This is a genomic window from Legionella geestiana, from assembly GCF_004571195.1.
GTDB lineage: Bacteria > Pseudomonadota > Gammaproteobacteria > Legionellales > Legionellaceae > Legionella_B > Legionella_B geestiana.
On sequence record NZ_CP038271.1, the window covers coordinates 1,598,393 to 1,625,274 of the forward strand.

The window sequence follows — 26,882 nt, forward strand, 5'->3', positions numbered from 1 at the left end:
CTTTTCATGAAGAATGCATGGCTTGCGCAACTTGCCTTTTCCATCGCCCTGTTATCCGGGTGCCACACCACGGGTCATAACGACTTTCTGTGGACGCCGCCCGGGGACAGCTCTGTCACGGATTCCGTGCGCACCTCCATCGCCCGCAACCCGGAGCTGGCGGGCATGCCACTCGAAGTGACGGCTGACAACGGCGTGGTCACGCTGCGTGGATATGTGCAAAAAATCCGCCAGGCTGATATTGCCGCGGCCATCGCCCAGAACACGCCGGGTGTCAGCCGCGTTGACAATCACATCGTAGTGCGTCCGCGATTGGCACGCTAATCTACCCGACTGTTATCCGGCAGAATGCGCGTATGGCGACCATAAACGACGAGTACGCGCTGGCCGACTTTCAGTTTTAAATCTTCTGCCTGCGCAACGGATACAATGGTGCCGCTGTTAAGCTTCACCACATAGACAAAGCCTTTGCCGCCATCGACAAATTCGGTGCCCGGATTAGCCGCGGTACTCTGTTCTTGAGTTTTACTGTGAAATTTTACCGCACGCTTAGAAATAATGGTGCCGGAGGCGACCTGTTTGATTTTGCCAACCTCGGATGTATCGTACTCACCGGCTGGAAGGTCACGCGCGCACGCGCCAAGAAACAGACTGGCCAGAAGACCCGCCACAAAAAATATCCGCTTAGACATGACTTCCTCACTGCAACAGACGTAAAATCCTGTGCAGTATAAAACCAGGAACCCCTGCATGCAACGTTTTGCCGTTATTGGCCACCCCGTCAGCCACAGCCTCTCCCCGCGGATTCACGCGCTTTTTGCCGCTGAAACCGCCATACCCCTCACCTACACGGCCATTGATGTCGAGCCGCAAGCCTTTGAGGCCCGGGTGCGGGGGTTTTTTGCCGATGGCGGCACAGGACTTAACGTGACACTCCCCTTTAAAGAGCGTGCTTTTGCCATGGCCGACGTGGCCACTGCCCGCGCGACGCATGCCGGTTCTGCCAATACCCTCTGGATGCAGGAAGGGCGGCTCCATGCCGATAATACCGATGGCATTGGGCTCCTGCGCGATTTTCTGCGCCTTAATGTGTCGCTTCACGGGCGTATTCTCGTGCTTGGCGCCGGCGGGGGCGCACGCGGCATTCTTCCCGTCCTCCAAAACGAGCATCCAGAGGCGCTTTTTCTTGCCAATCGCACACGCGCACGCGCAGAAGCCCTTGTCCAGGATATTGGCGGCATAACGGTGATGCATCCGGGGGAAAGACCCGCCGTGGATGTGGTCATTAATGCGACATCGGCGAGCCTCTCTTTTGAAATGCCTGACTGGTTCGGCTTTACCGGCACGCCATTCTGCTATGACCTCGCTTACAGTCTTGAAGCAGATACGCCGTTTACTGCAGCAGCGCGTGCCCGTGGACTGAACGCCGCCGATGGCCTTGGCATGCTGATTGAACAGGCAGCCGAGGCTTTTTATCTCTGGCATGGTGTGCGGCCTGATACCGCCATCGTGCACGAAGCCCTACTCAAAACCCGCGTGAGGTGATAGAGTCAATGCTTGCACGTTTCAGGAATGCCCGGGCGCGATGGCACGTATTGGACTTTATCTAAGTAGTGTTTTGCTGGCAGGCTGCATGGTGGGCCCGAATTATCGCGAGCCGTCAAAGCCTGTAGTGCCGCATTGGCCTGAAAAAAACGCCTCGGTGAAGGAAATGCCGTTTAAGGATGGCAAATGGTGGGGCGTGTTTCATGACCGCGTGCTGACAGAGCTTGTTGAGCGCGGTTATCGTGGCAATCTGCCCACTCAGATTGCCGGGGTACGGGTGCTTCAGGCACGCGCACAGCTTGCCCAGTCAGTCGGCATGCTTTACCCGCAGCAACAGGCGATGATTGGCAACTATACCTATAACCGCCTTGGCGGAAGCTCGCTTCAAGACATCCTCCCGCAAAGCTTTGATACGGCGCTCTTAGGCTTTAACGCCAACTGGGAGCTTGATTTCTGGGGTAAATACCGCCGTGCGATTGAAGCCAATAATGCGATGTTTCTCGCCTCAAGTGCCGCCTACGATAACGCATTGATAACACTGACTTCTGACGTTGCAAGTACGTATGTCAAAATCCGCACCATTGAAGAGCAGATTCGGGTGACCAAAGCGAACATCGCGGTCCAGGCCATCGGCCTTAAAATCGCACGTTCGCGCTTTAAAGAAGGCCAGACGAGCCTTGTTGATGTTGAGCAGGCGAAAACGGAGCTGGCTCAGACTGAGGCGACCCTGCCCACGCTGCGCGTGAACCTGCAGCGGCAGAAAGACGCGCTGGCACTGCTCTTGGGAACAGTTCCAAATGGTGCCGATGCCATTTTGAAAAAGGGACATGGCATTCCCAGGGCTCCATTGTCCGTAGCCGTTGGTATCCCGCGAGAAACCCTTGAAAGACGGCCGGATATCTATCAGGCGCGTGAAGAGGCAATTGCGCAGTCAGCCGCCATCGGGGCCACAAAGGCTAATCTTTATCCCGCTTTTTCACTCACTGGCACCTTTGCGTTTGCCTCAAACAACATTAACGGCAATTCGGTGGGCGATATTTTTAACTGGTCAAACCGTACCATCACCGCGGGGCCCGCAGTGACCTGGCCATTGCTTAATTATGGCCAGATTACCAACGCGGTTCGCGTACAGGACGCGGCATTTCAGCAGGCACTTTTGAATTATCAGAACCTCGTGCTTAAAGCCCAGCAGGAAGTACAGGATAATATCACGGGGTATGTGGAAGCTAAAAAAGCGCAGATTTATCTCTCGACAGCCAATACATCGGCAACCAAAGCGCTGCGACTCGCACTCGTGCGCTACCGTGAAGGAGAAACCGATTTTACGCCGGTTCTTAATGCCGAGCAGCAGCAGCTGCGCGTACAGCTCTCGCTCGTTAACGCCGAGGGGGACATTCCGCAGGCGCTGGTGGCACTCTATCGAGCACTCGGCGGAGGCTGGCAAATCCGCGAAGGACATGATGTCGTTCCCAAGGAAATTCGTGATGCGATGCAGGCGCGCACCAACTGGGGCAGCCTGATGAAACCTATGAATCACGTGCCGCCGCTGAACCGGGCGCAACAGTTGAATCAACTTTATCTGCCAAAATGGTAACCAGAATGGACTTCAATCACTACGCGAAACCTGTCAAATTCACTGCAATGGCGCTGGCGCTGCTCCTGCTTCTCTGGGCGGGCAAACGCCTTATCATGCCGCAAAACGGACTGGTGTTGCCCCCACCCTCGGTGACCGTGCAAAAACCTGTGCTTAAAGAAATGGTGGATTATGTCACCCAGACAGGTACAACAGTCGCTTATAATTCCGTTGATTTAGTCGCTCGGGTTGAGGGATATCTGCAAGCGATTGAGTTTACTGATGGCACCATGGTGGAGAAGGGACGTGAGCTTTTTGTCATTCAGCCAGAACCCTACATGGAAAAGCTCAAGGCTGCACAGGCGACCGTTGCGGCACAAAAGGCGGGTTATGATTACGCGCTCTCTGAATATGCCCGTCAACAGCGCATGTACAAGGAAAACGCCACCTCGCTCAATAACGTTGAAAAGTGGCTGGCGCGCACCAAAGAGGTGAAGGCCGAAATTGACAAGGCAGTCGCCGATGAAGAAATTGCCGCCATCAACTATGGCTATACCCACGTTTCCGCGCCGTTTTACGGACGTATTGGTCGTCATCTGGTCGATATTGGCAATCTCGTTGGCAATGGTCAGGCGACCGTTCTTGCGACACTTGAACAAGTTGCCCCCATCTATGTGTATTTCAATCTGAACGAACTTGATTTGATTCGCCTGCGCAATGCTGCACTTGCCGAAGGCTTTAAGCCCGGTGATATCAAACAGGTGGTTGTTGATATCACCATGCAAAATTCCACTAAGCGCCATCACGCCAATCTGGATTTCGTGAACACCGGCCTTAATGCCTCGACCGGTACGATGGAGCTGCGCGCGGTTCTCCCTAATGCGGACTACCTTTTTGTACCTGGACTTTTTGTGCAGGTGCACCTTCCTGTGAGCAAACCACAAATGCAGCTCACCGTTCCAGAAACGGCGATTCTTTCCGATCAGATTGGTCCGTATCTTTTGCTGGTGGATGCAGACAGTAAAGTGGTGCTGCGACGCGTGAGCGTTGGCAGTGCCAGTGACGGAGTACGTGCCATCACCAAAGGGCTTGCCGCCAATGAGCGCGTCATTGTCGATGGCCTGCAGAATGCCACCCCTGGTAATCTGGTCAATGCCGAGGATGCATCTCCTCCAGCTCCCAGTCCGTCGACAACGGCCGTGAAGGCGAAACCCGAAGGGAAAACGGCACCATGATTTCGAAATTTTTTATCGAGCGTCCCATCCTTGCCAACGTGATTGCGATGCTCATTGTGCTGCTGGGGCTTGTCGCCATCAAGGTGCTGCCGATAACGCAGTATCCGGCCATTGTGCCGCCCACCATTCAGGTCACGACCACCTACCCGGGCGCGGATGCCAAAACCCTTATCAACACGGTGGCGCTGCCGATTGAACAGCAGGTCAACGGGGTGGAAAACATGCTCTACATGCAATCCACCAGTACGAACAGCGGCAACTACACCCTGATTGTGACGTTCGCGATTGGTACCGATTTGAACTTTGCGCAGGTACTCGTGCAAAACCGCGTGCAGGCGGCGATGGCGCAATTGCCGGATTCCGTGCAGAAACAGGGCGTGGTGGTGCAGCAGAAATCGACGGCCATTCTGCAGTTCATAACGCTGACCTCGGAAAACGGAGAATATGACGGTTTGTTCCTTAATAACTATGCGGCCATCAATATGCAGGATGAGCTCGCGCGCCTGCCAGGTGTCGGTAACGTACTGATTTTTGGCTCCGGCACCTATGCCATGCGCATTTGGCTCGACCCCAAAAAAATGCTCGCCTATTCCCTGAACCCGTCTGATGTACTGAATGCCATCAGTCGTCAGAATCAGGCCATCTCCTCAGGCCAGCTGGCCTCGCCTCCAGTTGCTGGCTCGCAGGCGTATCAGCTCACGGTCAACGTGCCAGGCCAGCTCGCTGATGCGGATGAATTCGCCAATATCATCGTGAAATCCGTTGCGACAGAGCCGAATCAGACTGCCAACTCGAGTACGAGCGCACAGATTGTGCGCATTCGTGATGTCGGACGGGTTGAGCTTGGCTCATCGAGCTACAGCATGCTGGCAAAGCTTAACAATCAGCCAACCGCCGCAATCGGTATTTACCAGCTCCCAGGTGCCAACGCGCTCGATGTCGCCGATTCGGTGCGGGCAACGGTTGCGAAAATGGCGAAAGCGTTCCCGCCAGGCATGACGTACTCCATTCCCTTTGATACCACCATTTTTGTACGCGCCTCAGTTGAAGAAGTGTATAAAACCCTCTATGAGGCCGGTATTCTGGTGCTGCTTGTTATCCTGCTTTTTTTACAAAACGCCCGCGCCACACTCGTGCCAACCACGACCGTTCCCGTGACCATTATCGGCGCGTTTTTTGCCATGCTCGCCCTTGGATACTCCATCAACCTGCTGACCCTCTTTGCACTGGTGCTGGCCATTGGGATTGTAGTGGACGATGCCATCGTAATCGTGGAAGGAGTGACACAGCACATCGAGCGCGGCAGTTCGCCCAAAAACTCTGCGATTGAGGCGATGCGCGAACTGATGGGGCCCATTATCGGTATTACTCTCGTCCTGATGTCGGTCTTCGTACCGGCAGGCTTCATGCCGGGTTTGACCGGGGCCATGTATGCCCAGTTTGCACTGGTTATTGCTGCAACAGCGCTTATCAGTGCCATCAACGCGATGACCCTCAAACCTACACAGTGTGCGTTATGGCTGCGCCCGATTCCAACGACGCCGCAGCATAAAAACATCATTTATCGCACCTTTGATAAAATCTTTTATCCTCTCGAAAATCGGTATGCCCGTTTTATCGATGGGCTTGTCCATAAAAGCCGGGCCGTGTGTGGACTGGGTTTGATTTTAATTGCCATCGCGATTTTTGGTTTAAGCCGTATTCCCACGGGCTTCATACCGGTTGAAGATCAGGGCTACCTGATGATGGCGGTTCAGCTTCCAGACGGTGCCACCCTGCAGCGCACTGAAGCCCTGATGCAGGATTTAAGTGAGCAGGTATTAAAGGTTGACGGCATCGCCAACGTGATTTCCATTGATGGTATTTCACTTCTTGATAACAGCGCCAACCTGGGTAATGCCGGTGCATTGTATATCATGTTCAAGGACTGGAGCGAGCGGGGGCCAGAGGAAGGACTGCTCCCGCTTTATCAAAAAATGAATGCCATTGCGGCAAAAACGCAGGGCGCGAAAGTGCTCGTGCTGGTTCCGCCCGCCATCCAGGGGCTGGGAACCTCTGGCGGTTTTCAGATGCAGCTGGAGCTTAAAGACGGCAGCTTTGATTATCGTAAACTGCAGACGGCCACCGATGCCATGGTGCGCTATTCTGCAGAGATGCCGGAGCTTCAGCGCGTCATGACCTCGTTCAGGGCAAACGTTCCTCAGGTATCAGCGCCCATCAACCGCGTTAAGGCAGAGTCGCTTGGGGTGCCGGTAGGAGATGCGACAGGAACGCTGCAAACCTATCTCGGATCATCGTACGTCAACCTGTTCTCAAAATTTGGCCAGGTTTTTCAGGTGTATGTGCAGGCTGACGCGCCGGAGCGCATGACCATTGAAGACATGCGTAATTTTTACGTGCGCAACCAGTCAGGTCGAATGGTACCGCTTGGCACGCTGACGGATGTCTATCCGGCAACGGGGCCTGCGATAATTCCGCTCTATAATCTCTATCCATCCAGTAATATTTTCGGCATGGCGGCCACGGGTTACAGTTCTGGAGAAGCCATGGAAGCGATGGAAAAACTCGCAAAGGCCGTACTCCCGGCCGGCATGGGCTATGAATGGACGAGTACCTCGTATCAGGAAAAACTCGCCGGCAACATGAGCTATTATATCTTCGGCCTGTCGCTGCTGCTTGTGTATCTGATTCTTGCCGGACAGTATGAAAACTGGGTAATACCGGCATCGATTCTTCTGAGCGTACCGCTGGCACTCCTTGGAACCGTATTCGCCCTGAAAGCGCTGGGGCTTGCCAATAACATGTACACGCAGATTGGTATTCTGCTCCTGATAGCGCTCGCCGCCAAAAACGCCATTTTGATTGTGGAAGTGGCACGGGAAGAGCGTGAATTGCATGGCAAGTCGATTCTTGAGGCGGCAGTGCTGGGCGCTAAAATTCGTTTTCGCCCCATTCTCATGACCTCATTCGCCTTTATACTTGGTGTCATGCCGCTCGTTTTTGCAACGGGCGCGGGTGCCAATGCCCGCCGCTCTATCGGCATTGCCGTGAGCAGCGGCATGCTGGCATCTACGTGTCTTGCGGTGGTGTTTGTGCCGGCATTTTATGTGCTGCTGCAAACCTGGCACGAGAAGCGTCAGGCACGAAAGGGAAATGCTCCGACAGATGTGCCGGCGTCCTAAGTCCGGCGCCTGTTACGCAAAAAACTGCTCAATCTCACTGGATGAACGCAGAGTGTCCTGGTAGCCAAGTGTTAAGAGTTCGGATGTAAAAGCGCCCTCAAACAGCAGGAAACTTAAGAGATCGCCCGACTGACTTTTAGCCCCCATCACATTCAAAAGCATGCGCAGCAGTGCCGGCATGGTATGGTACTGAGCCTGGGCAATGCCTGCCATGCTCACACTGGGCCGCAGGTAGAGGGTTTCGATGGGACGCCATGGAGAATGGCGCTTTTTCCAGAGCGAGAGCAAACGCGCGATATCATTCATGCGATTGACCATTTCAATATCACGGTCCAGGTTGTCGATAAAAATACCGTTTAACATATGGCCCAGCACCTGGGCAAAGGCAATTTCACCGAGGTGCTCGACGTCAATGTGCTGGCTGCCGGGGGGCTGGCGGGTACCGATAACAAGTACCTTGTTCACTTCAAAGCGGATAGGGCCTCTCAGGGGCGAAACCAGGCTGAGACCACCATCACCATAGTGCAGATTGCCAATTTTAATCGTGGGAAAAAAGAGCGGCAGGGCTGTCGATGCCAGAATATGATCGCCACAGATATTGGCGCGGCGGCTGGCATGGCGCGGATAATCCCAGTCCTCAAAATGCGGGTTGCGGTTTTGATAAAAAGAAATGGTTTTCTGAAGCTCATAGCAGGTGGTGATAATTTCGAGCGCCTCGAGATGGTTACTGGCGATGTTGGTATCAATCCGTGAAAACTGGATGTTATCATCGACAAACTGGTGCAGGGGTTCCGTATCCAGCAGGAAACCTGCCTGGCCTGAACGCCCTGGCCACATGGCAACGTTGCGCACGACCGATTTGCCCAGTTCAAAATTGCTGGCATTGAAGACTTTATGGCAGTGGATTTCTCGCCAGAGCGTCTCAAGCTTATCGATGGCGGTTGGAAAATCATCGGCGTATTCCGCAAGCACTGACGCGTTGATACTGCCAACGCTCACCCCGCTGATGGTGTCAAAAGGCAGTGCAGGCGTTTTGAGAATTTCCGCAATCCCTTTCAGTACTCCCGCCTGATAAGCGCCGCGGGCACCGCCGCCCGCGAGATACAGTGCTTTTTTAGCCATGAAATCCATATTTTCCTGCGTAGTTTCACCACTATAGTAGACCGCGTGTCCTTTCGGCAAGTATCTCTACGAGACTTCAGTATTCCTTAAGCTCACATGCGCTATAGTTTGAGTAACCTTACAGGATTTATGGCTTTTAAGAGGAAATGATAATCATGCCGATGCCACTCAGTGCAGACAAACCGGAAAAAGATGAAGGACTGGCGCCAGTGGAGATGCTTGAGCCGCTGAGAACGCCACAGGAGCGTCTTGCGCACCTCTCTAAGCCTGTGGTCATGCATGGACGTCCTTTACCGGACCCGGTATTCAAGCGGGTATTGCGTAAACTCATCCCTGGGCTTGTCGGATTCATCGGCGGCGTCAGTGGGATGACTGGTGCCGTTGCCGGGGGATTTGAATTACAGAATAAACTCAGCAAAGCCGTGAAAGTGGGTGCAAAAGCATCGCACTGGGTTCATTTCGCCATGAGCTTTGTGGACTTTCTCACGCTTCCGGCTGCCTGGCTGACTTCATGGGCCGTATTTGGCGAGCGCCCTAAACTTACGCTCTCTAAAATGGCCAAATTTGGCTATGCCGCGCTGATATTGGGGCTGACATTGACATCTATTCTTTTCCCACCATCTGCACTGATTATTATCGGTACCGTTATTTCAATGGGATTTGTAGTTTCAGCATTATCATTGCGTAATTTCTTTAAGGCACAAACCGAGTCGCGTGCGACTTTCTATGCCGCCAAAGAAGAGGAAGAGGCGCTTTTGGCCGCACTTGAGGCAAAAAGAGCAGCTGCTGAAAACTGGCTGAAAACGCTTGCTGAAGATGTTGCCGTTGATGAGGCGCTACTTGCACAGCTTGAAGAAGAAATCGATGTGCTGGAAAATCGTCTGCAGATAACCCTGGATGCAAAGGTTCAGGCGAAACAAACCCATGAGAGCCTGGATTTAAAAGTAGCAACCGACAAGGGCGTCGGTCTTGCGCTCTCGCTGGTTGCGGTCATAGGATTTGGGCTGCTGGCAGGCCTCGGTCTGCCGGGTGTTTTTGTCCTCGCAACTGCGGCGGCAATTGGTGCGGTTTACACCCTCTGGCGCATTATTGAGGGTTTTGCCAGCCGAAAAGATACGGTGAATACGCAAGACTCAACTTTGCAGGCAGCGCAAGTCGAAGACACAGCAGAAGTCGCCCCGCAACCGTCTCATGGTCCGGAGTTTGTACTGGAGCATGACTCTACGGAGCTCATGGCGCAGCAACTGGCAGCCAGTCGTAAAGATGCCATACGCGGGCTCGCGCACGCCCATGAGCTGCTGGAATTGCAGGATACGAAGATCGATTGGCTGGATAGTGCAGGACGCGTAGAGTTTTTTGAGCGCATGTGCACCATCATCTCCCATGAGGAGTATCCTGCGAGTACCGAAGATATTTTGAATTTTCTACGTCATGACTGCATTGGCTTTACGCCTGAACTTGCGCAGGCGTTTGTTACACACGTGCGCAGTAAGCCGGGGCTTCTCAGTGAAAACGCGCGGGACACGCTGCTCAGGATGCTGATAGAGCATCCTTTACCACCACGGCCGGTGCTTAAACCGCTTCAAGCCCTCGAATTACCAGCCGCATCACTCGAAGCGGGATTGACGGAACACCATTGAAACCCTCCTCAAAAAACGCTAATGTGGTCGGATGCCAAACCTGACCGCGAGGCGCCATGAGGGCACTTTTTCGCCAGCAACCACCGGCTTTTTACATGATTTTTATGGTGGAGATGTGGGAGCGCTTTGGCTTTTATGCGATGCAGGGGGTATTAACACTTTATTTCATCCGCAAACTCGGATTTGATGACAAGGATGCCTATTTTACCTTTGGCGCCTTCACCGCCCTTGTTTATGGGCTGGTGGCCGCGGGCGGCTATCTTGGCGACAGCATTCTGGGTACGCGCCGCACCATGGTGTTTGGACTTGTCACCCTTGCCGGGGGGTATCTCGCCCTGTCTCTGGCGTCTGAGCACACCGTATTCTACGCGCTCGGGCTTGTATGTGTCGGGAATGGCCTTTTTAAGGCAAATCCCTCTAACCTGCTCGCCAAATGCTACGAAAAAAACGACCCGCGCCTGCACGGTGGTTTCACCCTCTACTACATGTCCGTCAACATCGCATCCACGTTCGCATTGCTTGCAGGTCCGGCAATTGCGACCGGCATGGGGTATTTTTACGTCTATTTCGCGAGCTTTGTCGGCCTGTTACTTGGGATTGCCAATTATTTTGCGAGACGCCAGAGTGTCGCCCATCTTGATATCCCGCTTGACAGAAAACCGGTATCGTGGCGCATATGGATGATGGTGGTTACCGGTGTGGTGATTATTACCTTTCTAAGCGCCTGGCTCCTGCAGCATATACTGGTTGCTCGCAATCTCGCCTGGGTGGCGGCGGCCGTTGTGCTGGTGATGTATGCACATTTCATGCGGCAAGAAGATGCGGCTTCACGGCGAAAAATGCTGGTGGCACTGGTGTTGATGCTTGAGGCGCAGGTCTTTTTTGTCCTTTATCAACAAATGCCGACTTCGCTGAATCTTTTTGCGGTTAACAACGTAGTGCCTGTGCTTTTTGGGATATCCATTGACCCACAAAGCTTTCAGGGCCTCAATCCCCTCTGGATTATCCTCATGAGTCCGGTGCTTGCGCATGGGTATGCCCGTCTCTATCATCGCGGTGTGCATTTTGATACGCCGTATAAGTTTGCGCTCGGCATGACACTTTGTGGCACGAGTTTTCTGCTGCTCTATTTCGCCCGCTATTTCCATGATGAGGCGGGCTTCGTGTCATCGTGGTGGCTGGTGGCGAGCTATTTTTTCCAGTGCCTTGGCGAACTGCTGGTATCCGCTCTCGGGGTTGCCATGGTGGCAGAACTGGTGCCGGCAAAAATAACAGGCTTTGTCATGGGGATGTGGTTTCTCTCCCAGGCAGTCTCAGGCTTTATCGGAGCCTCGGTGGCATCACTTACGGCACTGCCGCAATCGCTGAGTCCCGGCGTCGACAGCCTGAACGTGTATACCACGGTCTTTGCTGAAATTGGCCTTGTAACTCTCGCCATCGCGCTGCTGCTCTGGGGCGTGGCACCCGCGCTGAGCCGTTACAGCAGAAATGTATAAATCTGTTTAGGGTCCATATATGCTCTGTACTGGACAAAAAACGCATGATGTATCGGTAACGCAAACGGGCACGCAGACGTTCACGTGAAGGTACGCGCTCACGCGCTCCGTTTAAACGAAAAACAACGGCCAATGGTCAAAACGCCCTCAAGATAATGCAGCTGCTAATTCTACTCAAAGCTGCAAACGCACTGAAAAAATCAAACAACTGCGCTCGCGCGACAATCACGTGAACGTCTGCTTGCCCGTGTGCGTTACCGAAATCTTCGCATCAAGGCGGGATAGATACACCTTGGTGCGATTCTTTTGCATCTTAAAAAATTGTCCAGCACGGAGCATATATGCTGTGTACGGGACATTTTTTCCGCGCCGGGGGATTCACATGTATTTTTGTACCGTGACCAGGCTGAATCTGTTCCATGCGTTGGCTCCGTGCCACATCCCGAATGGGTCCCCGCCTGCGCGGGGAAGACAGTGTGGGGGAGATTTTGGCCTCCGCACACACCCCGAATCCTGTCATTCCCGCGCAGGCAGGGAACCCATCCATGTGCCGGCACGGGGCTAACTCCAGCATGAGCTCCGGGAAGACAACGAAAAAAACCCCTGTGTACTGGGCGATCTTTTAAAGACACTTACAAAGGTGCATCTATCTGGCGTTGATGCGATGATAATGTCCAGCACACAGGCATATATGTCAAAAGACCTTAATACATAAGCTTGTCTTAAGCTCTCCAGGGTATGATGCTCTCATGACGAAACCTGATTTTCAGGTTTTGTAAAAAAGGGTCTCGCATGAGAGAAGCATTTACACTGACAGAGGAAACACGCGCGCTATGGGATGCCTGGCATACACCAGAATCGCCTGAGCCCACGCGTGAGGCGGTACTGTCGATGCTGGAGTACTCCGGGGTCATCGAAGAGGAAGAGACTCGTCTGCGTCTTGAGCAGCTGCGTGCCGCATTGCTTGGCGCCATCGCGCAAGATGTGCGTCCCTACATGAATTTTGGGGTCAGCGAAGAAACTGAAACGCCCTCACCGCAGTGGCTGCGGTGGTTGAAGCTTGGACTCGTGGCACTCGCCGGTATAGTCCTCGCGGTTGCCGAGGGCGCTGAAATTATCATGGATATCGCCGGTGGCCTCGGAATGTCAGCCGGTTTTTCCGGTGGACTTCTGGCTGGCGCGCTGGTACTCGGTATCGGTATGGCGGTGGCCTTCTGCGCCATGGATTTTTATGACATTGCAAACGCGCTTAAGGTTCGTTTTGGGCGGGTGACACACTGGATTGATGCCTATGTTGAACAGACGCGCCAGATAGATATCATCCGTAACCACCTTGGGTTTCCTGACCGCAAATTATTGAACCCCAGGGATTCTCGGGACCGCGAATACAGAGATCGGCTCGCAGCGATGCTCTTAGAGCGCTACGAGAGCATGAGACTGGTGCGCGAGACGTATCTGAATGGCCAGCAGAGCCCCCTTATCAAGAGGGCCAAAATACTGGTAACCGTTGTTGCCTCCACAACCATGTTTGCTGCCGGTTTTGCCATGGGGATGTCACTGATTAGTCTCGCGATGGCGGCCCCTCCCCTGGGGGCATTGATTGGCATCGGCATGTTTTTTGGGTTGCTTGCGGTGGCGATTTATCTTGGGTTTCGCCGTGAGGAAGCGGAGAAAGGCGTTGCCCGGATGTGTGGATTTGACAGCGAAAAAGTGGAAAAAATATGCGAGACTCCCGAGAAGAAACTGCGTGAATTGCATGCACTGCTGGAAACGGCTTCTGAGGATACCGGGCCAAACGTTTCCAGCCAAACGGGTTCACTGATTGTTCAGGCGACAACTCATCTGCTTTACGATAAGTTGTCGCCTGAACAAATAGAAGAGCGCATCAGATTTCTGGAGAAACTGCAGGCACAGCAGCAAGAAACGCCGGCGATACCTGTCTCATCATCCTCTCCCGTCTCTCAGGCAGCCTCTCCCGTTGCTTTCTTCAAGAGTCCATCTCCCTCCCCGCAGGCATCAATCAAGCATATGGCCTCCGTCACAGGCCAAGCTGCGCCTTTACAAATGGTACAGTAACGCGTCTTTTGGCCGCGAGTGAAGCTTCATCCAGCTGCCGTAAAACCCGTTGCAGGGTGTGCATGTCGCGCGAACAGTGATTCAGAAGAAAGCGCGCAGTACTCTCCGGCAGAATAAAGCCCTGAGAATGAGCGTGGCGTTGCAGCGAGCGAATTTTATCTTCATCGCTCAGCGGCTGCAGGTGGGCTACGAGGCCTGCACTGAGGCGCGAGCGTAAATCAGCAAGCTGTATCCCCTGCGCACGCAGTGGCTTTCGCGCGGCAAAGAGCATGCCGGCTCCTTCTTTTGCGCGCACACGGTTATAGAGATGAAAGAGCGCCTCTTCAAAAGCACGGTCGCCAGCGATGGCATCCACATCGTCAATTGCAAGCACATCATGACAGTCCATGCCTTCAAGCGTTTCAGGACCGAAGGGTTTCAAAAGAGCAAGCGGCAGGTAAACTGCACTTCGCTCTCCAGAGGCCGCATTACAGGCAGCCTGCAGGAGATGCGATTTGCCGCAGCCATCAGGCCCCCACACATAGAGGCAGGGCTCTTCGCCACGAGCCACAAGGCGGTGGAACGGGGCTTCGAGCAGTGCATTTTCGCCCCAGAGAAAATTATCGAGAGTGGCTTCGGTGTTGAGCTGGAGGGCAAGTGCCAGTTGTCGGTTCATTGTGCAGGGCATTTGGCGCGTAACGCCTTGCGACCCCATGTCCAGACATAATCTATGTAGGTGGCGCCGGTCGTCAGCGTGGTCAGGAACACAAGGGTGGTCATCAGGGAGTCGGAAAACTGCAGGCCCGAGAGTTTAAGCAGGGCGGCAAGTACCAGCATGAGCTGTACGGTGGTATTAATTTTACTGAGCCGCGTGGGCGCAAAATGCAGACGAATGCGGATGAAATAATACCAGCCCAGGACGCCAAGCGAGATGGTTAAATCCCGCAAAAAAACGAGCGCCACAAGCCACCAGGGAAGGGTTCCGAGCAGCGCCAGTGAAATAAAGCTGGAGGCAACAAGCAGTTTATCCGCGAGCGGATCGGCAAAAGAGCCAAAGAGGGTTTGCCAGCCAAAATGGCGCGCAAGCCAGCCATCAAGCGCATCCGTCACCCCTGCCAGCAAAAACGTGTAGAGCGCGTGCGTGTAGGCACCCTGGTGCAGAAACACCAGGAAGGGCACAATCAGGCACAGGCGAAACAGTGTCAGTGCATTTGGTATGTATCGGGCTTTCATGGGCGACACGGTGACTCACTTTTCGCGCGACCTCAGAAGACGCCGCCAGGTTATCCCTTCCATTGGGAAAGGAGAATTCGTCACCCAGTGTATACAATCCTGTGTGTACTGTCACGTGCTTGTACTTTACGTTTTTTTAACATGCTCAAAACCTCGCAACATGATACATTTACAAGTAGAGTAAGAATGTATGTTGAGGTGAGTTATGTCTGATGACAAAGAAGTCAATCAAGCCGATGAAGCCGAAGAGACATCCTCGGCCGCTCCCAGTAAACCTGCCGGCTCGGATGTTCAGAAAAATGACCCCCGTATGAAGTACGACAATGAGCGCAAAACCGCTAAAGGGGATTATGCCGATATCATGAGCCAGGCGACGGACGAACTCGTTAACGCGGTCAGCGGCTTTGATGAATGGCGCAATGGCAAAATAGTGGATGCCATTAAAGGTGAGCTTAATGAATATGCTGATGAGCTCAAAGACGAAGCACGGCAAATGTACTCCGATACCAAAGAGGCGCTAAAATCCTTGCTTGGCAGCAAGGACGAAGATGCGGCTCTTGAGCGGGAACAGGATGAAACCGAGGACGCAGACATGAGTCAGGCGCGCTCCATGATGTCAACACCAGGCGATTCGCCGGCAGTGCCGTTTGTCGAAATGTCGGGACTGGAAACCCAACGCCTTGATGAGCAGGCATCTTCCGATGCTGAAGCCATTGCAGGCCCTGCTGCAGGTGCGGCGGTAGAAGTGGGCAATGATGTCGGCAAAGCGGTCATGACCGGGGGATGAGATAAACGGATGGTTTTTTCCACATGGTACGTTTTTGCGCTCACATCACTTGTGCTGTATGGTGCCTGGGGCTATTGGGGTACGCGTGCCGCTGGATTTGTCAATCCGCTCACACTGACCTTCTACTCGAGCGTTGGCGTCATGATAGCCGGATTTGTGGCGCTTTTTCTCCTGGAATTCAAGCCTGAATCGTCCTTGAGAGGTAACTCCTATGCGCTCCTTAACGGGCTTGCCAATGGGGTGGCCTGTATTTTTTTTGTGGCAGCCTTAAGGCGTGGTCCGGCAATGCCGGTCGTGCTTATTACTTCCATGTACCCCCTCGTAACGCTGCTTCTCTCACTCATTTTTTTAAAACAGGGTTTGACAATGCGCCAAAGCATAGGCATGGTATTCGCCCTTGCAGCTCTTGTGCTGTTTTCGCTTGAATAGCCTGACTATAAAGGAGTGACTGGTGCGTGTTGTCAGCTTTAATGCCAATGGGATTCGCTCTGCCGCTCGTCTAGGTTTTTACGAATGGCTTGAAAATGTGCGCCCGGATGTGGTTTGTCTCCAGGAAACACGGGCGCATCATGCCCAGCTGTCAGATGACCCGCAATATTTTCCCGCAGGGTATCACTGTGAATACGTAGATGCCGAAAAAAAAGGCTACAGCGGGGTCGCGATTTATGCGAGACACGCGCCTGAGCGCATTGTGCGCCACTTTGGCTATGCGCGCGCAGAGAGCGAGGGGCGGTACCTGCGGTTTGATTACCCGGGCTTAAGCATTATTTCCGCCTATTTCCCATCAGGCACCAGCAGCGAAGAGCGGCAGGCAATAAAATATGAATTTCTCGAGCATTTCGCACCGCATGTGATGGCTTTGCGTGAATCGGGGCAGGAACTCATCATTTGCGGGGATTACAACATCGCCCACAAGCCGATTGATCTCAAAAACTGGCGTTCCAATCAGAAAAATTCTGGCTTTCTCCCGGATGAGCGTGCGTTTATGGACCGGCTTTTCGGAGAGCTTGGGTTTGTTGACGCTTTTCGGCTGAAAAACCCGCACCCTGACGAGTATACCTGGTGGTCACACCGGGGGCGTGCGCGCGAGAACAATGTCGGGTGGCGGATTGATTATCAGGTGATTACACAGGGCCTTGTGCCGCGGGTGGGGACGGTCGAGGTGTATAGAGAGCAGAAATTGTCTGACCACGCTCCGGTGCTGGTGCAGTATGAAGGAGGCTTTAGTGCTTAGGCTTGCGAGCTGGAATGTCAATTCATTGGGCGTACGCCTTGAACAGGTGTGCGAGTGGCTCTTGCATTCACAAACGGATGTCCTCGCATTACAGGAAACTAAACTGCCGGATGAGCGTTTTCCGTCCGAAGCGTTTGAGGCACTGGGCTACTCGGTGGTGTTTTCCGGCCAGAAATCCTGGAACGGAATGGCGGTGATAAGCCGCCATAAAGCCAGTGACGTACTGACGGATATCGAGGGCTTTGAAGACCCTGCGCGACGTATTCTTGCTTTGAGCATTGGCAGCCTGCGGGTAGTCAATCTTTATGTTCCAAACGGAGCGGCTCCCGGTACGGATAAATATGCGTATAAACTCGACTGGCTGCAGCACGTTACCGCCTTTCTTGCACGTGAAGCCCAAAAATATCCGCACCTTGCCGTAGTTGGCGATTTTAATATCGCGCCAGAAGATTGTGATGTGCATGACCCCGCCAGCTGGGAAGGCTCGGTGCTTGTGAGCCCGCCGGAACGGGAAGCCTTTGCCGCGTTGCTGAAAACAGGGCTTGTCGACAGTTTTCGCCATTTTCCGCAGCCGCCCGAAACCTACAGCTGGTGGGATTATCGTGCAGCCGCTTTTCGGCGCAACAATGGCCTGCGCATTGACCATATCCTGCTTTCACCCGCGTTAATCGCGCACTGTCGCGAAAGTACCATTGACCGTGAAGCCCGCAGACACGAGCGGCCTTCCGATCATGCGCCGGTCAGTGTGGTACTGGATATACCAATCCCTGATTGATTTGATTGTGCAAATCTGATAAGGTTGCCTGTCTTTTGCAAGGAGCTCGTGCCAGACATTCGGTTCAGGTAGCGAGTTTCGTTAATTTTTAGAGAGAGTGGTAGAATGAAAGCTGATATCCATCCAGAGTATACATCGGTAACAGTAACCTGCAGCTGCGGGAACACCTTTGAAACCCGCTCCACGCTGTGCAGCCCTCTCAGCATCGAAGTATGCGCCAACTGCCACCCTTTTTATACCGGTAAGCAAAAACTGGTTGATACCGGTGGTCGTGTCCAGCGTTTCCGCGATCGCTACAAGGCACGCATCAAGGACAGCACCGAACAGCAGTAATACGGGAATTTTCGGCTCCAGCCGCAGCAACAGCAGCAGGGGCCAAATTTTTTGCATCCTATTCCGAACAACATGCAGCCTGCAAAAGGCGGAGGAACAGCGGTCGCATAGTCTGCATCGCGCTGATTTCCGGTATTCTGCCTGCGCCCCGTACGGAGAATCAGATTTTGGAACGTACCGATACCGATTTAGCGCAACGCGCGCTCGATTACCATGAGTTGCCAACGCCTGGAAAGATAGCCCTTTGTGTCACCAAGCCCACGAATACCCAGGAAGATCTTTCACTTGCCTATACGCCTGGCGTAGCTGAGCCGGTGCGCGCTATTGCGCAGAATCGCGACAATGTCTGGCGCTATACCGCACGCGGCAATCTGGTTGCCGTCATGACCAACGGTACTGCCGTTCTGGGGCTTGGCGATGTTGGCCCGCTGGCCAGCAAGCCGGTCATGGAAGGCAAGGGAGTGCTCTTTAAGCGTTTTGCGAATATCGATGTTTTTGACATCGAAGTCGATGCGCCGACGCCTGAAGCCTTTATCGAAACCGCCCGCAGCATTGCACCAACGTTTGGCGGTATCAACCTTGAAGACATCAAGGCTCCTGAGTGCTTTGATATCGAAGAAAAGCTTTCCGCTCTGCTCGACATACCCGTGTTCCATGACGACCAGCACGGCACCGCCATTGTGGTTGCCGCAGGTCTTCTTAACGCGCTTGAGCTGCAGGGCAAACGCATCGAGACGGCACGTATTGTCTGCATTGGAGCCGGTGCTGCAGGCATTGCCTCCATGCGTCTGCTGCTGGCACTGGGAGCGCCTCGTGAGAACCTCATGCTCCTCGACTCCTGTGGTGTCATACACAGCGGACGTACGGACCTTAACCGCCATAAGCAGGCCTTTGCGATTGATACGCGGTGTCGCACACTTCCAGATGCGCTTCGCGGTGCGGACGTCTTTATCGGGGTAGCCAAGCCTGACTTGCTGCAGCCTGAATGGCTGCTTTCCATGGCGCCAAAGCCGGTAATCTTTGCGCTGTCCAATCCGGACCCTGAAATCCGTCCTGACGTAGCACATGCGATTCGAGACGACTTGATTATTGCGACTGGACGAAGTGACTACCCTAATCAGGTCAACAATGTGCTGTGTTTCCCTTATATCTTCCGCGGTGCACTGGACGTACGGGCACGCTGTATTAACCGAGACATGCAGCTTGCCGCGGTAGAGGCGATTCGCTCGCTGGTGCATGAACCTGCACCTGATGACGTCAAGGCCAATTATCCCGGTGTTACTTCCTGGGAATTTGGTCGAGATTATCTTCTGCCAAAGCCGGTAGACCCACGGCTCTGTGCCCGCGTTTCCAAAGCGGTGGCCGAAGCCGCCATAGCCAGCGGCGTTGCCAGAGAGACATGCGAAAGCTGAAATCCTGAAAATTTTGGAGTAATTTTTCTGAGGAGAGTTTGCCTTGCACACTGAGAAAAACAAGCACTATATGTGGTATGCCTGGTTTGTCTGCGCACTTGGCGCCGTTTTTTACAGCTATGAGTATTTTTTGCGCATATCCCCCAGTGTTATGGAAGAAGCGCTCAGAGCGCATTTTGAGCTGAACTCTGCCGGTTTTGGCAAGCTGTCAGCCTTCTATTACTATGCCTATGTTCCCATGCAGCTGCCGGTCGGTATCCTCATGGACCGCTACGGTCCACGGCGTCTCCTGACCATCGCCTGCATGATTTGCGTACTGGGTACCTGGATGTTTGCAGGCACCTCTGTGTTCTGGGTGGCGGCGTCCGGGCGCTTCCTCGTGGGTCTTGGTTCAGCGTTCGCTTTCGTTGGCGTGCTGAAGCTTGCAACCCTCTGGCTGCCGGAAGACCGTCTCGCACTCGTATCAGGTCTTGCTACAGCGCTGGGTACCATTGGCGCGATGCTTGGCGATAATATCCTCGGGGCACTGGTGGATTCAGCGGGCTGGCAGCAGACCGTGAACCTGACCGCCATTTCCGGTATTTTGCTGGTGCTGGTTCTTTGGCTCGGGCTGCGCGATCACCCCGACAGCGATGAAGAAAGTGGCAGTATTGAGAATTTTCGCCAGAGCATTCGTGACCTGTGCATCATTGCCCGAAATCGCCAGATATGGATTAACGGTCTTTATGGCTGCCTTGTCTACCTGCCTACAACTGTGTTGGCAGAACTTTGGGGTATCCCGTACCTGCAGCATGCACATGGCATGACCCGCTCGAATGCTGATTTTGCAAATTCCCTGCTCTTTCTGGGGTTCACGGTCGGTGCGCCAATGATGGGTTTTCTCGCCGATAAACTGCATCGGCGCAAGCTGCCAATGATGACAGGCGCACTCGGTGCCGTCATCGTCATGTCAATTATCCTTTATATGCCAGGCCTTACAGCCATGCAAATCAACGTGCTGATGGTATTGCTTGGCCTGCTCTATGGGGCTCAGGCCATTGTATTTGCCGTAGGTCGCGAGCTCAGCCCGGACGAGGCTGCCGGTACGGCCATGGCGATGACCAACATGATAGTTATGCTTGGCGCGATGTTCCTGCAGCCACTGGTCGGCTACCTTCTCGACTGGTCGGGTGATTATCGCATTGCACTTTCGGTTATTCCGCTGGGAATGCTGATAGCCGCCGTGCTTGTTTTCTTCCTGAAAGAGACACATGCCCATGCCCCACAATGACGTTCAGTCGCGAAGAAATACGCTGTTTGGCGTGCTGGTAGTCGCTATCGGAGCATTTTTTTACTGCTACGAATTTGTTCTGCGCATCATCCCTGGTGCGCTGCAAAGCGAACTGAGTGCCGCGTTTGGGCACATTTCTGCCACCGCCTTTGGACAGCTGTCCGCATTCTATTACTTCGCCTATTCGCCGATGCAGCTGCCAGTAGGCATGCTGATGGACCGCTACGGTCCTCGTCGCCTTCTGACCTTTGCCTGCCTTTGCTGCACCATCGGGTCGGTCATGTTCACACAGACGTCATCGTTCCTCATGGCGGGAAGCGGGCGCTTCCTTGTTGGCTTTGGTTCATCTTTTGCCTTTGTCGGTGTGCTCTCTCTTGCAATGAACTGGCTGCCACGCCGTTATTTTTCGCTGGTGGCAGGACTCATCACCACCCTTGGCATGCTGGGCCTCGTTTACGGTGAGGTCAAGATAACCAGTATGGCGGTCAATCTCGGCTGGCAGCATGTGCTGACCATGCTGATTTACATCGGCATGCTGCTTACCGTCCTGACGTTTCTGCTGGTGCGTGATGGCCCTAAAGGCAGCTCGCACCTGCACAAGAATGCCCTGCCTGATTTTTTTCGCAATGTCTGGGTTGTTCTTGCTTCACCGGAAATATGGCTCATAGGTTTTGTCGGTGCCTGCCTGTATACCTCACTTTCCGTATTTGGCGAGTTGTGGGGCAAGACCTACCTTGAGCAGGCGCATCACCTGACCAAAGTCGAGGCTGCCCGCACCATTTCTGCCATGTTTCTAGGCTGGGCCGTCGGAGCGCCGCTTGCGGGTTATCTGTCTGACCTTACCGGAAAGCGTGTGTTCCCCCTTGTGGTCGGGGCCGTGCTGGCGCTCTTTTGCATCAGTGCCGTTTTGTATTATCCGGGACTCTCTCAAACGACGCTGGTTGCTCTGCTGTTTTTCTACGGGGTATTCAGCGGAACGGAAATCATTGTTTTTATCATGGGCAAGGAAAACAGCGGTGCGAGGCTCTCAGGCACCGCATTTGCCGCCGTCAACATGATAGTGACACTTGGTGGCGTCATTTTTCAACCGCTTGTCGGCAAGCTGCTGGATACGTTTGGCGATGCCGGTATGGTCGATGGCCAGCATATCTATACGGTGCTGGACTACCAGATAGCGCTTTCTGTACTGCCATTGTCGCTGCTGCTGGTAACCATTCTCGCCTTTTTTCTGAAAGACAAGCCGTCCGTGAGCAATCACGCTGCAGAATCAACCCGGCAAAAAGACTGTCTGCCCGAGAGTTGATGTCCGTTTCCGGGTCGCCTTCGTTGCGGCCGACCCGGGATATCCACGCACCACGACCGCTTTAAAGCCCCCCTCATACTGTGCTTTATGGAAAGGTTGAAAGGGGGTGCTTCTCTTCAAAAAAAGCGAGCAGCTCAGGAGCAAATCCGCGTTGTGTCCCAAGGCAGCTGATGTGCCGGCGCACACGAAACGCTTCGATAGATGCATCAATGTAGTGTGTGCGTGTGAAGGGGGTATCATGATTGGATATCACTACCGGTACGCCGCGTTCTCTGGATGAGCGCGCAAGATGTGCCAGAGCAATATGGTCGTCTTCGCCAAAGGCGCTACCGGTATAGGTGGAAAAGTTCGCACTGGGAGAGAGTGGCACATACGGCGGGTCACAATAGATAATATCACCTGGTTCTGCCAGCATGAACGTTTCGCGAAAGTCACAGTGTACAAAGCGTGCATTCTGGCTTTTTTGCTGGAAAAACTCCATTTCCCGGCGTGGAAATCCGGGTTTTGCATAGCGGCCGAAGGGTACGTTAAAGCCTCCCCGGCGATTGTAGCGGCATAGACCGTTATAGCCATGGCGATTCATATAAATAAAAAGCGCTGAACGCTCGCGGCTGTCCTTTGAGGCATTGAAGCGCTCTCGGAACGCATAATAACGGTCTTCAGTATTGTTTTGTGGCGTAAAAAAACTTTCGCACCAATCGATAAAGGCACAGCCATCCTGCTGTATGTGGGTAAAAAGCGCAACTAAATCAGGGTTCGCTTCGCCAAGGATATATTCCCTATAGCTCGTGTTAATAAACACGGCCCCCGATCCGGTAAAAGGCTCAATTAACCGTCTTCCCGGGGGCAGGACCGCAAGGATACGTGACAGCTGGCGATATTTGCCGCCCGCCCATTTTAGAAAGGGTTTGGTGGGATTCATGGCGTGTGATTATAAACCTTAACACGGAAGTATTGCCTAAAGCGCGCGCTTTGGCAAATATCAGCATTTGGTGGTTTAGCAAGACTTACACTACACTTTTCTTATGCAACTGCCAGGAGCCAGCCCATGTGCCGATTTGTTGCCTATCTTGGAGAGCCTCTGCTGTTAGAAACAGCGCTGGTAAAGCCCGAAAACTCGCTTATCGCCCAGAGTCTCAAAGCACGCGAAACGCAGTTTCCGACCAATGGCGATGGCTTTGGTGTGGGCTGGTACGCGCCTGAGCTGAATCCCGAACCGGGACTTTTTACCTCCATTTCTCCCGCATGGAACGACAGAAATCTTTTGCATCTGACAGCCAGGATTAAATCGCCCTGCTTTTTTGGCCATGTGCGCGCTGCTGAAACCGGTAACGTCAATCTGGATAACTGTCATCCGTTCGCCAGAGGCCGATGGATGTTGATGCACAACGGTGATATCGGCAACTTTTCATCCATCAAGCGACACCTGCGGCGCATGCTTGATGATGATATTTATAACTGGATTCAGGGCAGCACGGACTCGGAGCATTTTTTCGCACTTTTTCTTCAGCTTTGCCGGGGTCGAGATGTCACCGATATTCATGAAGCTGCAAACGTACTGCGGGAAACCGTAAAAACCGTTAATGTGCTGGTAGAACAATACGGTCAGGGGGGCGTGTCTTTTCTGAACATTTGTCTCACTGATGGCGAACGCATGCTTGCAACTCGCTACACCACGAGCAGCAAAGAGCCCTCCTTGTCGCTTCACTATTTTGCAGGCACCCGAGAAGTGCCCGAAAGTGGTTCGAATGGTACGGTTATGCGCGACTGGCGCTGTGTGCTGCTGGCATCAGAAAAATTAAACTGCATTGAATCCGAGTGGGGGGACATTCCCCACAATCACATGATTCTTGTCGACAGAGACTTGCAGATAGAATTGCAGCCCCTGTAACGTTTGTGGCTGAAGAACCGCATCTTTCTCAGGAGAGAAACCATGGCAAACTGCCATTATTACTCTCATTTTTCCGGCACATTCATAAAATACATTGTTGATGCAATAGTATAAAATCAGCATCTTGCAAGACCCGGCAGAGCCCATATCTGTCAGCAGACCCCTGAATGCTGGTGAACTACAAGATGGCAATATAGAGCAGCACCATTGCAGAAATCGCTACCAGAGCAAGCGTCAGATTGCCACCAGGCACGATAACCCCTGCAGTTGTCACACGGCGCCCGCGCCAGGTCATTAAAACCGGAAGGACGAGCAGCAGCAGGACACAGCAAATGCCGGCGTAATTCAGGGCATTGAGGTAAATGCCCGGGTTAAACAGCACAACAAGAAGGGGTGGGGCAAAGGTCAAAAGCAGGACGGATTTCCCTTCTTTGCCGGATTTTTTCAGCGACAGGCCATCGGCCAGAAAATCGTAAAGCCCAAGTGACACCGCGAGAAATGCCGTTATCATGCAGATAGAGGAAAAAAAACTGAAAAACGCACTGATGAGCGGATTGTGGAGTGCGCCGGTCAAAGCTACAGTCAGCCCGGAAGCGGCATGTCCGCTGTTACCAAGCTCAAGCAGTCCGCCCGTGCCCTCACGGTCGATGACGCCCATGATAACCGCATTCCAGAGGATGTAGCAGGCGAGCGGAATCAGAGAGCCAATGATTATCACCTTTCTTAGCGCCGGAATGTCATCCTGGAAGTAATCGCGCAGGCTTGGCACGATGGAGGCAAAGCCAAACGAAGTTATGAGAATCATCAGGCTGGCGGAGATGGTGTGCAGATCGCCGCCTCGAAGGGCCGAGGGTTTAATCCAGGGTGCAATCACCAGCACCAGCAGGAGGTAAACGCCAAGTTTGCCAAACATCAGGCCGCGGTTAACGAAATCCACTGAGCGAATGCCACGATAGACTACAAGGCTTAACACACCAGTAAACACAATGGCGGCCAGCCATTCAGGCGGTCGGAGCCTGAATGCGCCAAGGATGCCCGCAAATACGTCACTTCCACCAGAGATGTAGGCGGCGAGCAGTGTGTAGAGCAGAAGCAGGCAGGCACTCCAGGCAAGAACTTGTCCGGGGAGCCCTAAGGTGGATTTGGCAATGGACACGAGATTGGAGCCGGGCGGCAGGCGAAGGCTTGCTTCGAGCAGCAGCAGGGCGCCGGTAGTCATGATGAGCCAGCAGAGCACCAGAAAAATCAGCGAACCGGTGAAACCGGCACCGGCAGTGGCAACCGGCAGCGCCAGCATGCCGCCACCAATGGAGGTGCCTGCTATCAAGAGGGTGCCGCCTATAAACCGTGAGCGTGCCATGGTACCTCATTGCTCAAAAATAAAACATATTGTTGCATATCACACCCCAAACTGTCAAGCCTTGCCTCCAGACCTAGAGCGTTAATAGCGCAAACCCAAGAAGCCCCACTCCACTTACAATGACGAGCCACAATACCACAGACTTTCCCGGTACGGTATATGCGCTTTGGTAGCGCCTGCGCCCCTGCAGACACATGAGTGCCGGAAGCAGCAGAAGGAGAATAACACACAGCGCTCCCGCAAAGCTTAAGGCATGTATCCAGACACCCGGAAACCCTAATACTATCAGCAATGGCGGCAGAAAAGTGAGTAAAAACAAAATGCGCCCTTCTTTCCCGCGGCCTTCCATGCGTAGCCCGTCTCCAAGAAAGCTGAACAGGCAGAGTGATACACCAAGAAAGGCGGTCAGCATGCAGATAGAGGTAAAGACATTGAATGCGGCAATAATTAACGGGCTTTCTACGCGTGCTGCGAGCAGCGCGGCGAGCGTGCTGGTGGCGCGTTCACTTTGCATCAGCGGAATGAGCGCATTGGGTGTAATGCTGCCCATAATCACGGTGTTCCATGCGAGGTAGCAGAACAATGGGATAAGGGAGCCGATGAGGATAACCCGTCTCAGAGCCGTGATGTCGTCCTCAAAGTAATCTCGCAGGTTCGGCACAATAATGGCAAAACCAAAAGAGGTGAGGAGCACCATCAGCGCGCCTAATCCCGCGAACAGCGAGCCGCCCGCGAGAGCGCCTGTGTCAACGTGTGGTGCAATCATGACGATGAGAAGTGCGCAAATACCAAGTTTTGCGAACATCAGCACGCGGTTAAACCAGTCTACCCGGCGGATGCCCCCCCAGACAACCGCACCAAATGCCAGCGTAAACGCGCTGGTGCGCTGCCAGGGAGCGCTTTCGAGGCCCATGCGCTCAAAAAGCGCGCCAAATACATCGGAGCCACCGGAAATATAGGCACACAAAAGGGTATAGAGCAGAATCAGATAACTCACCCAGGTCAGCAGGAGCCCCGGCCTGCCAAGGGTGGCCGCTGCCATCGAGACCATGTGCGCGCCGCGCGGCAGGTAAAGATTGGCTTCCAGAATATAAAGCGCCCCGAGCGTCATCAGCGCCCAGCAGGCAAGCAGAAGGAGGGTGGATGGCCAGAAACCCGCTGTCGCGCAGGCAAGGGGCAGAGCCAGCATACCGCCGCCAATCGAGGTGCCAACCACGAGTAAAATCCCACCAATGAATCGGGAACGCATAACCTGCTCCTTTTGTTTGCACCATTACCGGATGGTAACAGAGAACAGAACCGTGTCAAAAGGATTGGCGTAACTATTCACCACATTTTGAATGCTTTAGGGGAAAAGTCAGATTTGAGTGCAGGTTGTGCGAACGCATTACAAAAAAAGCGCAGCATACACCGGTATGTGAGCAGTTTTTTGTAAT

General features: G+C 53.5%; 24 protein-coding genes. 17 read left to right on the top strand and 7 right to left on the bottom strand.

Annotated features, from left to right (window positions below):
- Positions 1-6 precede the first annotated feature (6 nt).
- Positions 7-324, top strand: a complete 318-nt coding sequence (locus E4T54_RS06985; protein ID WP_051551054.1) for a BON domain-containing protein — start codon at positions 7-9, stop codon at positions 322-324.
- On the opposite strand, the gene E4T54_RS06990 is transcribed toward E4T54_RS06985, so the two are convergent.
- A complete protein-coding gene (locus tag E4T54_RS06990; protein WP_028387307.1) occupies positions 321-692 on the bottom strand; it encodes a hypothetical protein in 372 nt (123 codons plus the stop codon). The genes E4T54_RS06985 and E4T54_RS06990 overlap by 4 nt on opposite strands.
- A gap of 58 nt (positions 693-750) precedes the next feature.
- Between E4T54_RS06990 and aroE the strand changes: the two genes are divergently transcribed.
- The 4 genes from aroE to E4T54_RS07010 are packed head-to-tail and all read left to right on the top strand — an operon-like array spanning position 751 to position 7,535.
- Positions 751-1,545, top strand: coding sequence for a shikimate dehydrogenase (gene aroE, locus E4T54_RS06995; protein ID WP_028387306.1), 795 nt, complete (start codon positions 751-753; stop codon positions 1,543-1,545).
- 40 nt (positions 1,546-1,585) lie between these two features.
- Positions 1,586-3,139, top strand: coding sequence for an efflux transporter outer membrane subunit (locus E4T54_RS07000; protein ID WP_028387305.1), 1,554 nt, complete (start codon positions 1,586-1,588; stop codon positions 3,137-3,139).
- Between the two features lie 5 nt (positions 3,140-3,144).
- Positions 3,145-4,353 carry an efflux RND transporter periplasmic adaptor subunit gene (locus E4T54_RS07005; protein WP_238582842.1) on the top strand — a complete coding sequence of 403 codons (1,209 nt, stop codon included), beginning with the start codon at positions 3,145-3,147 and terminating at the stop codon, positions 4,351-4,353.
- On the top strand, positions 4,350-7,535 hold the full coding sequence (locus E4T54_RS07010; protein ID WP_028387303.1) for an efflux RND transporter permease subunit: 3,186 nt from the start codon (positions 4,350-4,352) through the stop codon (positions 7,533-7,535). The genes E4T54_RS07005 and E4T54_RS07010 overlap by 4 nt, the downstream gene beginning before the upstream one ends.
- Positions 7,536-7,547: 12 nt before the next feature.
- On the opposite strand, the gene E4T54_RS07015 is transcribed toward E4T54_RS07010, so the two are convergent.
- The gene (locus E4T54_RS07015; RefSeq protein WP_028387302.1) at positions 7,548-8,657 is read right to left on the bottom strand and encodes a patatin-like phospholipase family protein; all 1,110 of its coding nucleotides are present in this window, start codon (positions 8,655-8,657) and stop codon (positions 7,548-7,550) included.
- Positions 8,658-8,812: 155 nt separating this feature from the next.
- Between E4T54_RS07015 and E4T54_RS07020 the strand changes: the two genes are divergently transcribed.
- The 3 genes from E4T54_RS07020 (at position 8,813) to E4T54_RS07030 (ending at position 13,869) form a co-directional block, all read left to right on the top strand.
- The gene (locus tag E4T54_RS07020) at positions 8,813-10,297 is read left to right on the top strand and encodes a hypothetical protein (protein WP_028387301.1); all 1,485 of its coding nucleotides are present in this window, start codon (positions 8,813-8,815) and stop codon (positions 10,295-10,297) included.
- A 56-nt stretch (positions 10,298-10,353) separates the two neighbouring features.
- A complete protein-coding gene (locus tag E4T54_RS07025) occupies positions 10,354-11,793 on the top strand; it encodes an oligopeptide:H+ symporter (RefSeq protein WP_028387300.1) in 1,440 nt (479 codons plus the stop codon).
- A 792-nt stretch (positions 11,794-12,585) separates the two neighbouring features.
- Positions 12,586-13,869 (top strand): hypothetical protein, encoded by a 1,284-nt coding sequence (locus E4T54_RS07030; protein WP_028387299.1) that lies wholly within the window; start codon positions 12,586-12,588, stop codon positions 13,867-13,869.
- Here the strand turns inward: E4T54_RS07030 and hda are convergent.
- The gene (gene hda / locus E4T54_RS07035; RefSeq protein WP_028387298.1) at positions 13,832-14,524 is read right to left on the bottom strand and encodes a DnaA regulatory inactivator Hda; all 693 of its coding nucleotides are present in this window, start codon (positions 14,522-14,524) and stop codon (positions 13,832-13,834) included. The two genes, E4T54_RS07030 and hda, sit on opposite strands and share 38 nt — an antisense overlap.
- Positions 14,521-15,081, bottom strand: a complete 561-nt coding sequence (locus E4T54_RS07040) for a CDP-alcohol phosphatidyltransferase family protein (protein ID WP_028387297.1) — start codon at positions 15,079-15,081, stop codon at positions 14,521-14,523. Before E4T54_RS07040 ends, hda begins: the two co-directional genes overlap by 4 nt.
- 205 nt (positions 15,082-15,286) lie before the next feature.
- On the opposite strand from E4T54_RS07040, the gene E4T54_RS07045 reads away from it, so the two are divergent.
- The 8 genes from E4T54_RS07045 to E4T54_RS07080 all read left to right on the top strand — a co-directional run bounded on the left by E4T54_RS07045 (position 15,287) and on the right by E4T54_RS07080 (position 22,195).
- Entirely contained in the window at positions 15,287-15,868 is a 582-nt protein-coding gene (locus E4T54_RS07045) for a hypothetical protein (protein ID WP_028387296.1), read from the top strand.
- Positions 15,869-15,877: 9 nt separating this feature from the next.
- A complete protein-coding gene (locus tag E4T54_RS07050; protein ID WP_028387295.1) occupies positions 15,878-16,297 on the top strand; it encodes an EamA family transporter in 420 nt (139 codons plus the stop codon).
- Between the two features lie 22 nt (positions 16,298-16,319).
- Entirely contained in the window at positions 16,320-17,102 is a 783-nt protein-coding gene (locus E4T54_RS07055) for an exodeoxyribonuclease III (protein ID WP_028387294.1), read from the top strand.
- Positions 17,095-17,877, top strand: a complete 783-nt coding sequence (locus E4T54_RS07060; protein ID WP_028387293.1) for an exodeoxyribonuclease III — start codon at positions 17,095-17,097, stop codon at positions 17,875-17,877. The genes E4T54_RS07055 and E4T54_RS07060 overlap by 8 nt, the downstream gene beginning before the upstream one ends.
- A gap of 105 nt (positions 17,878-17,982) precedes the next feature.
- Positions 17,983-18,210, top strand: a complete 228-nt coding sequence (rpmE, locus tag E4T54_RS07065) for a 50S ribosomal protein L31 (protein WP_081776824.1) — start codon at positions 17,983-17,985, stop codon at positions 18,208-18,210.
- 167 nt (positions 18,211-18,377) lie between these two features.
- Positions 18,378-19,622: a malic enzyme-like NAD(P)-binding protein gene (locus E4T54_RS07070; protein WP_028387291.1), complete on the top strand. Its 1,245-nt coding sequence runs from the start codon at positions 18,378-18,380 to the stop codon at positions 19,620-19,622.
- A gap of 43 nt (positions 19,623-19,665) precedes the next feature.
- A complete protein-coding gene (locus E4T54_RS07075; RefSeq protein WP_028387290.1) occupies positions 19,666-20,892 on the top strand; it encodes an MFS transporter in 1,227 nt (408 codons plus the stop codon).
- Entirely contained in the window at positions 20,879-22,195 is a 1,317-nt protein-coding gene (locus E4T54_RS07080) for an MFS transporter (protein ID WP_115152888.1), read from the top strand. The genes E4T54_RS07075 and E4T54_RS07080 overlap by 14 nt, the downstream gene beginning before the upstream one ends.
- 85 nt (positions 22,196-22,280) lie before the next feature.
- On the opposite strand, the gene E4T54_RS07085 is transcribed toward E4T54_RS07080, so the two are convergent.
- Positions 22,281-23,117: a DNA adenine methylase gene (locus tag E4T54_RS07085; RefSeq protein WP_028387289.1), complete on the bottom strand. Its 837-nt coding sequence runs from the start codon at positions 23,115-23,117 to the stop codon at positions 22,281-22,283.
- A 126-nt stretch (positions 23,118-23,243) separates the two neighbouring features.
- Between E4T54_RS07085 and E4T54_RS07090 the strand changes: the two genes are divergently transcribed.
- Entirely contained in the window at positions 23,244-24,086 is an 843-nt protein-coding gene (locus tag E4T54_RS07090; RefSeq protein WP_028387288.1) for a class II glutamine amidotransferase, read from the top strand.
- A gap of 178 nt (positions 24,087-24,264) precedes the next feature.
- Here E4T54_RS07090 and E4T54_RS07095 read toward each other — a convergent pair whose 3' ends face one another.
- Together E4T54_RS07095 and E4T54_RS07100 are read right to left on the bottom strand one after the other, a co-directional pair.
- Positions 24,265-25,446 carry an amino acid permease gene (locus E4T54_RS07095; RefSeq protein WP_028387287.1) on the bottom strand — a complete coding sequence of 394 codons (1,182 nt, stop codon included), beginning with the start codon at positions 25,444-25,446 and terminating at the stop codon, positions 24,265-24,267.
- Between the two features lie 73 nt (positions 25,447-25,519).
- On the bottom strand, positions 25,520-26,695 hold the full coding sequence (locus tag E4T54_RS07100) for an amino acid permease (RefSeq protein ID WP_028387286.1): 1,176 nt from the start codon (positions 26,693-26,695) through the stop codon (positions 25,520-25,522).
- Between the last annotated feature and the right edge of the window lie 187 nt (positions 26,696-26,882).